The following is a 7,419-nucleotide window of genomic DNA, read 5'->3' as shown; positions in this document are numbered from 1 at the left end:
GACATCGAAATCATCCCCGCCGACCGCATCAACCAAGCCTACGAACGAGTCCTCGCCTCCGACGTCCGCTACCGCTTCGTCATCGACACCACCACACTCAACTAACCCCCACGTGAACGCCCGCCGCACACGCGGTTCCGGCGGGCGTTCACCCACCACACCGCAAAACTTCCCAGGGAACCAGTTCCGATCCACCGCGATGCGTTCGCGACTGTCAGCTCGGGCACCATAAGACCCGAAAACCCACAACGAGTCCGATCACCCTGTGCAAGAACGTGTTTGTGAACCGGGACGGCAGGCGGCCACGACCGCTTCCCTGTCTCTGTTCGATCACCCTGGCCGCGATCTGGGTACGCGAGGTGAACCGCGGCTTGGACAGGGATGTGCTTCACATGCCCCCGGGCGGTGCGTTGGGAAATGACGAGTTTGACCGCGATCTCCCTGTTTGTCAGACCCCGGCACCAAGCTCGACAACCCGCGGCATCCGAGCCGCCGACCCCGAACCGACCGAGGCGCCGGCCTTCCCTTCTCCTCGAACGCCTACCCGGTGGGCGTCCTCCAACCGCATCCCGAGACCGCGGTGGAACTCGGCCTCGAATATGCCGTCCGACTCGAGGTCCGGGAGGACATCGAGGACCGTCACGTCAGTGAGCAAGTGATATCGGCGCCGCACGTTGTCGGCGAAGGAGCGATCAGGACGCACAGGTTCCGCCATCTGACCAGTTCGTCGTCACCGCCACCCTTCAACCCGCGGCCCACCGGTCAGGTCCTTGGAGCCGGCGCATCCACCGATGCTGGGTGTGCGTGCTCCACCGGATCCGCCGGTTTGCGCACGAACGCGCATGCACCGATCAGCACGAACGAGAGAATCCCCGCGACAACGAAGACCATCCGCACCCCCTCGGCGATGGCGTCCGGTGAATCGTGAGGGTGACCGGATCGCGAAGCGACGACCGTCATCACGGTGACAAACAGCGCCGTACCGGCAGCGCCCGCCACCTGCTGGAACGTGCCCACCACCGCGGAGCCGTGCGCATACAGGTGCGCGGTCACCGATCCCAATCCCGATGTCATCAACGGGGTGAAGGTCGCCGACAGGCCAAGGCACAGCGCCATGTTCGACACCAGCAGCAACCACAACGAGGTGGACGTGCTCACCGTCGTCAGCATCCACACTCCGACGCTGACGAGGATCGAGCCGGGAATGACCAGCACAAAAGGACCGCGCCGGTCGTAGACGCGGCCCACGATCGGACCCGCCAAACCCATCAGAAGGCCGCCCGGCAGGGTGATCAGACCCGTTTCAAAGGGATCGAGATGAAGCACCGACTGCGCGAAATAGGGAACGATGATGAAGGTGCCCATCATCGTTGCCATGCCCACCAGCATCGCGACGACCGAGATGCTGAACTGGCGGTACCCGAACACACGCAGGTCCAGCAGGGCACGGTCCTGGCGTTGCAGCCGGAACTGTCGGGCCAGGAACCCGGACATCGCCGCAGCACCGATGAGGAACGGCACCCACACCGGGAACGCCTGGGATCCCTGGGCCGATTCGCCGATGCTCACCAGTCCGTACACCAGACCACCGAATCCGAGTACCGCCAGGGGAATCGACAGAATATCGATACTGGCCGTCGTCGTCTCGGACACCGAAACCACGAACCGGGCGCCGAGGACCAAGGTGACCAACGCGATCGGGGCAACGAATCCGAAGATCCAACGCCACCCGAAATGGTCGAGGAGGAAACCGGACAGGGTGGGGCCGAGAGCAGGCGCCACCGCGATCACAATGGAGATGTTGCCCATCATCGCGCCGCGACGGGCGGGTGGCACCAGCGTCATGATCGTCGTCATCAGCAGCGGCAGCATCAGAGCCGTTCCGGACGCCTGCACGATGCGGGCGAACAGCAGCACACCGAACCCCGGTGCGGCGAACGCGATCAGCGTTCCCGCCGTGAACAGTGACATGGCGAGCACGAACAGGGTGCGCGTGGGGATGCGCTGGATGAGATAGCCGGTGAGCGGGATGACCACCGCCATCGTGAGCATGAAGGCAGTCGTCAGCCACTGCCCCACACTGGGCTGGACACCCAGTTCGACCTGCAGGACCGGGATGGCGATGCTCATCACCGTCTCGTTGAGGATCACCACGAAGCTGGCCACCAACAGGACACCGATCACCTGGAGGTGTCGGCGTTCGATTCGATCGTCGGCTCGTGCCTCGTCATTCACGAGGCCGGTGGGTTCGGTCACGGTGGACCTTTCCGATGGTGGGGACGGGGATCACCCCCCAGCGAACAACGAAAACACCAGGCGGGGCGGCCACCGAATTTACCGACCCGACGGGTGAACCCGCCAATCGTTTTCGCGCTCTCCGGGGCGACCGCCAGCGGAGCTGGTGAGACTGTTCCGTTCTGACTGACATTCCCTGACGACCCCGGAATCCGTCCTCATTTGAGGCTGCCTCGGCGACGAGGTAGCCGTCGATGGCGCTGTGGGGGCGGTCGAGGGCGGTGTCGTGGGGGTGCCGTAGGCCGTGTGCTGGGCGGTGTGCAGGTTGGTCAGCGCGGCTGTGGGTTGGAATGCCGACCCGCTTGTGCCAGAACCGGCGTGTGCCGAACATCTCGTCCGCCAGGTCCCGAACCCGGTCGCTGACCTGCGATTCGGAAGCGCTATGGGCGGTCAGACCCCGCACGAGGCGGCACCGACCGTCGGCATCAGAACTGGGAGACGGTCATCGTCATATGTAGGACGACCGCGGTAGTGTGCGGTAAGTCGTCGCCGAACGATGCCGCGTCCTCTCCAGCACTCGACATCGCCACCGAGATCAGCGGACTCAGCCGTTCTGGGGATGTACTGGCCGTGCCAGACGGAGGTCGAGGGGACTGCGGTCGGTCGTGACGCTTGTCGCGCTACTCGATGTTCTGCAGTTTCTTGCGGCGGCGGTAGTCTGCGGCCTTGATCCGGTTGCCGCACTCCGCCATTCCACACCAACGGCGCGAGAAACCGCGGGAGAGATCGATGAACAGTCGGGTGCAGTCCGGGTTTGAGCATTCCTTCACCTTCGCCATCTCCGGGGATCCGATCAGCTCGATGGCGTCCCGGGCGAGGAGGCTCAGTGTGTTGCCGGGTGTGCCGGTGGAGGTCGTGTCGCCGTCGCGGGTGAGGGTGAGGGTGGGCAGCGGTCCCGCGGCGGCGGTGTTAAGGAGGCCGACCTCCGCTTCCGTCGCGAGATGGGTGCTGCCGGTCAGCGCCGCACCGACGGCGCTGTAGATGGCCTCCCGGAGGTGCCGTGCGTCGTGGACGCTGTCGCCGGACGGCGGTTCCATCTCGTCGCACAGGTTCGCCCCGGCCACCCACCGTTGCAGGTCGGCCGGCGTCTCGAGTAGCTCGGTGCGCAGAGTGCGCCGCCAGAGGATGGTGCCCGCGAAATCCAGGCAATGCCGTCCACTCACATACACGAACTCGTTCACGTCACCATCTTGACAGGTGACGCGAACGAGTTCAAACTTCTCCCATGACTCCCGTCACCCCCTAGAGCGGTGACGCCACTGCGGCCGGCACGTCTCGGTGGCGGCGACGGAACTCATTCCCACAGCGTTCCCACCAACAGCGTTCTCACCAAAGGAGCCCGGATTCCATGTACGACGATGCGCACGCCCCCGCGCCGACCCGAGGCCCCACCGCGCCTGCACTGACCACCGCCACGATCGCCGCCCGGATGGAACGTCTGCCGTGGTGTCGTGTCCAGCGGAACCTCTTCCTCGTGATTGCCACCGCCTGGTTCTTCGACTCGATCGATTTGGGCGCCATGACATTCCTGCTGTCACCGATCAGCCACCACTTCGCTCTCACCGCAGCACAGACAGGGGTCCTCGGCAGCGCAAGCTTCGCCGGTATGTTCTTCGGCGCCGTCGGAGCCGGCGCCATCGCCGACCGATTCGGCCGCCAGCGGGTCTTCAAATACAGCATCGTCGCCTGGGGCCTGGCGAGCGTCGGACTCGCCCTGTCGTGGAACTTCGAATCCCTGCTCACCTTCCGATTCCTGCTCGGGGTCGGCATGGGAGCTGAGTTCCCGGTGGCAGCCGCGATCCTCGCCGAATTCATGCCGTCGTCGAAGCGCGGGCGCTACGCCGCCCTGCTCGAGGGGGCCTGGCCGATCGGATTCATCACCGCCGGCGCCGTGTCCTATCTCCTGGTCGCCTCCACGTTCGGCTGGCGCGGATTCTTTCTCATGCAGGCGACCCTGGCCGTGATCGCCCTGATCATTCGCCGGAACCTGCCGGAGTCACCGCGGTGGCAGGTCTCCCGGGGCCACGCGGCCGCAGCGGAGCGCACCCTGGCCTCGATCGAAAGCGCGGTGCGCGAGGCGACCGGCCGGCCGTTGCCCGAACCCGAGCCCGTGCCCGGCGCGCACGGGGAGACCACCGACCGGGGCGGGTTCCGCGCACTGTTCCTTCCCGCACACAAAGCGCGCACCCTGACGGTATGGGCAGTGTGGTTTTGCCTGATGACCGGCTACTACGGGCTGACGACCTGGATCGGCAAGCTCCTGACCGACAACGGCCTCGACGTCGCCAAGAGCATCGGATTCGTCCTCGCCATGGCCCTGTGGGGAATTCCCGGATTCCTCTCGGCCGCGTACCTGATCGAGCGGATCGGACGACGATACTGCCTGGCCGGGTACACCATCGGATCCGGCATCGCCGCCTTCTTCTACGGCCAGAGTTCGGGCACGTTCGAGCTGATTCTCGCCGGATCGTTTCTGCAGTTCTTCTTCTTCGGCATGTTCTCCTCGATCTTCGCCTACACCCCCGAACTGTTCCCTACCCGCAGCCGCGGCGCGGGAGTCGGTTCCGCCACCGCCCTGGGCCGGCTGGGTTCGGTCTTCGGTCCCATCGCGGTCCCCTTCCTGCTCGGCGTCGGCGGCACCGGCCTGGTGTTCTCCACCAGCGCGGTCATGTTCGCGATCGGCGCGCTGATCGTGCTCACCCGCCTCCCCGAAACGAAAGACGCCGTCCTCGAACAGATCCACTGATCCTCAACACCTTCCCGCCACAAAGAAAGCGAATCCCGTGAACACCGACGAATACCTGTACTTCCTCGACCGCGCCTTCGACGGCATGCTCGCCGTCCTCGGCGAGCTCGGCGACGAGCGCGCGAATCAGGCACCACCCTTCGACGGCGCGAACTCCCCCTGGGCCATCACCTACCACTGCACCGAGGTGGCCGACTACTGGATCGGGCACCTGATCGGCGGCCGCGAGAGCACCCGGGACCGTGCAGCCGAGTTCACCGCCCGGGGAACCATCGCCGACCTCACCCGCACGATCACCGCACTGCGGGCGAACCTGCACAAGGACCTCGACGGCTTCGACCCCGCCGCGCCGCTGACGAACACCCCACCGGCCGACTACGAGGGGCCGAGCCGCCAGCTCACCCCCAATGGGGTCCTCCTTCACGTTCTCGAGGAACTCGCCCAACACCACGGACAGGTCGAGGTTTCCCGCGACGCCCTCTCGACAATTTCGATGGAAGCCGCACTGTGACCACCTCGACGACACCCCACCGCCAGTTCCCCGGATTCGACGACCTCGACCTTGGTGCGCTCTCCCGGCGCACCGGGGTGAAATGGGCACGCGCCGTCGAAGCCGGCGCACTCCCGGCCTGGGTCGCCGACATGGACTTTCCCATCGCCCCGCAGATCCGCGACGCGCTCAAGGACTTCATCGACCGGGGCGACCTCGGCTACCCGAACTGGTTGGGCGGCACTCCCTTGCGGGCCGAATTCGCCCGGCGGATGTCCGACCGCTACGGCTGGCAGGTCGACCCCGCCCACGTGCGGGAGCAGACCGATCTGATCCAGGCGCTGCAGCTGATCCTTCGTCTCGGCACCCGACCCGGGGATGCGGTGGTGATCCAGACCCCGAACTACCCGCCGTTCCTGGCGACGATCGAAGCGATGGGGCGGCGCACCGTCGAATTTCCCTTCGTCGACACCGAGGACGGGTGGGCGCTCGACTTCGACGAGTTCGAACGGACCCTGGCACGGCATCGTCCCAAGGTGCTCATCCTCGTCAACCCCCACAATCCGACGGGCCGAGTGCACACCCGCGGCGAACTCGAACGCATCGCCGACCTCGCCGAACGGTACGGCCTACTGGTGATCAGCGACGAGATCCACGCCGAACTGATCTACGAACCGCACCGGCACATCCCGTTCGCGTCGATCAGTGAAGACGCCGCGTCGCGGACCGTGACGATCACTTCCGCTGGCAAAGCATTCAACCTCGCCGGTTTGCGCTGCGCGGTGCTGCACTACGGCCCCACGGACCTGCTGGCGGTCCGGGACAACGAACCCCCCGACCTCTACGGCGCGGTGTCGGTTCTCGGGGTCGTCGGATCCCTCGCCGCGTGGAAGCACGGGCAGGCATGGCAGGACACCCTTATCCGCGTCCTCGACCGCAATCGCGCCCGGGTCCACGACATCTTGACTCGGGCGCTGCCCGAGGCCCGGCACCACCTGCCCGAGGCCACGTATCTCAGCTGGGTGAACGCCTCGGCCCTACCTGTCGATGACCCGATCGACCGCATCCGCCGCGCCGGCCGTGTGCTCGTCGACGGCGGTGTGCCCTTCGGGAAGAGCGGTGACCGATTCATCCGGATCAACTTCGCCACCTCGGAAGCCCTGCTCGACCGGGTGCTCTCCGGCATCACCGGCGCACTGGGCGGGCAACACATGGACCCCGCCGCGCCACCCACCGAGCTCGACCCCTGCACTCAGACGTAAAGGACCGATCCACATGACCACCGCCATCGCCACCACCCACGCACCAACCGCGGCGCATCTCTACAACCAGGGCATCCAGGTCGGCGACCTGGTGTTCTGCAGCGGGCAACTACCCCTGACCGCCGACACGGGCGTGCTCGTCGGACCGGGAGATCCTCAGGCCCAGACGCGGCAGGTCTTCGCGAATGTGGCCGCAGTGCTCGAAGCCGCAGGCAGCTCCCTCGAGCACATCGTCAAAACGACGATCTTCCTCACAGACATCGAAGACATCGCCGCCGTCAACACCGTCTACGCCGAAACCTTCACCGGCGTCAAACCCGCCCGATCCTGCATCGCCGTACGCGCACTCCCCCACCAAGATGCCCTCGTGGAGATCGAAGTGGTTGCCACCAGAACGCCGGGACCGCAATAACCGCAGACATGATGCGCCGGACCGGACGACTGCTACCGCCCTGATATCTCCCCCACCTCAACAAGACGATCGCAGGCCGGCATCGCCTGGGCGTTCCGATGCCCAGGCGATGCTCACGCGCTAGACGGTATGGGGGTGGCTGGGGCCTCGCTCACATGTGAACGTGGGTTACCGACAGGAATGTGGTCCTGGCCGGTAGAGCCACAAGATGTGG

At 65.9% G+C, this 7,419-nt stretch carries 6 protein-coding genes; 4 read left to right on the top strand and 2 right to left on the bottom strand.

The window, feature by feature from the left end:
* Positions 1-762: 762 nt before the first annotated feature.
* Together ACFU5V_RS42945 and ACFU5V_RS42940 are read right to left on the bottom strand one after the other, a co-directional pair.
* On the bottom strand, positions 763-2,256 hold the full coding sequence (locus ACFU5V_RS42945) for an MDR family MFS transporter (protein WP_378707499.1): 1,494 nt from the start codon (positions 2,254-2,256) through the stop codon (positions 763-765).
* Positions 2,257-2,915: 659 nt separating this feature from the next.
* Positions 2,916-3,476 (bottom strand): CGNR zinc finger domain-containing protein, encoded by a 561-nt coding sequence (locus tag ACFU5V_RS42940; protein ID WP_378707497.1) that lies wholly within the window; start codon positions 3,474-3,476, stop codon positions 2,916-2,918.
* Positions 3,477-3,643: 167 nt separating this feature from the next.
* On the opposite strand from ACFU5V_RS42940, the gene ACFU5V_RS42935 reads away from it, so the two are divergent.
* From ACFU5V_RS42935 to ACFU5V_RS42920, 4 genes are read left to right on the top strand one after another with little or no spacing between them, the layout of a single operon-like run.
* A complete protein-coding gene (locus tag ACFU5V_RS42935; RefSeq protein ID WP_378707495.1) occupies positions 3,644-5,041 on the top strand; it encodes an MFS transporter in 1,398 nt (465 codons plus the stop codon).
* 37 nt (positions 5,042-5,078) lie between these two features.
* Positions 5,079-5,552 carry a DinB family protein gene (locus ACFU5V_RS42930; RefSeq protein WP_378707493.1) on the top strand — a complete coding sequence of 158 codons (474 nt, stop codon included), beginning with the start codon at positions 5,079-5,081 and terminating at the stop codon, positions 5,550-5,552.
* Positions 5,549-6,793: a MalY/PatB family protein gene (locus ACFU5V_RS42925; protein WP_378707491.1), complete on the top strand. Its 1,245-nt coding sequence runs from the start codon at positions 5,549-5,551 to the stop codon at positions 6,791-6,793. The genes ACFU5V_RS42930 and ACFU5V_RS42925 overlap by 4 nt, the downstream gene beginning before the upstream one ends.
* Positions 6,794-6,806: 13 nt before the next feature.
* Entirely contained in the window at positions 6,807-7,205 is a 399-nt protein-coding gene (locus ACFU5V_RS42920) for a Rid family detoxifying hydrolase (RefSeq protein WP_378707489.1), read from the top strand.
* The last annotated feature ends 214 nt before the right edge of the window (positions 7,206-7,419 follow it).

The organism is Rhodococcus sp. NPDC057529, from assembly GCF_042802055.1.
GTDB lineage: Bacteria > Actinomycetota > Actinomycetes > Mycobacteriales > Mycobacteriaceae > Rhodococcus_F.
Note: the sequence above shows the minus strand (reverse complement) of the source record. Positions and strands in the feature narration are given on the sequence as shown.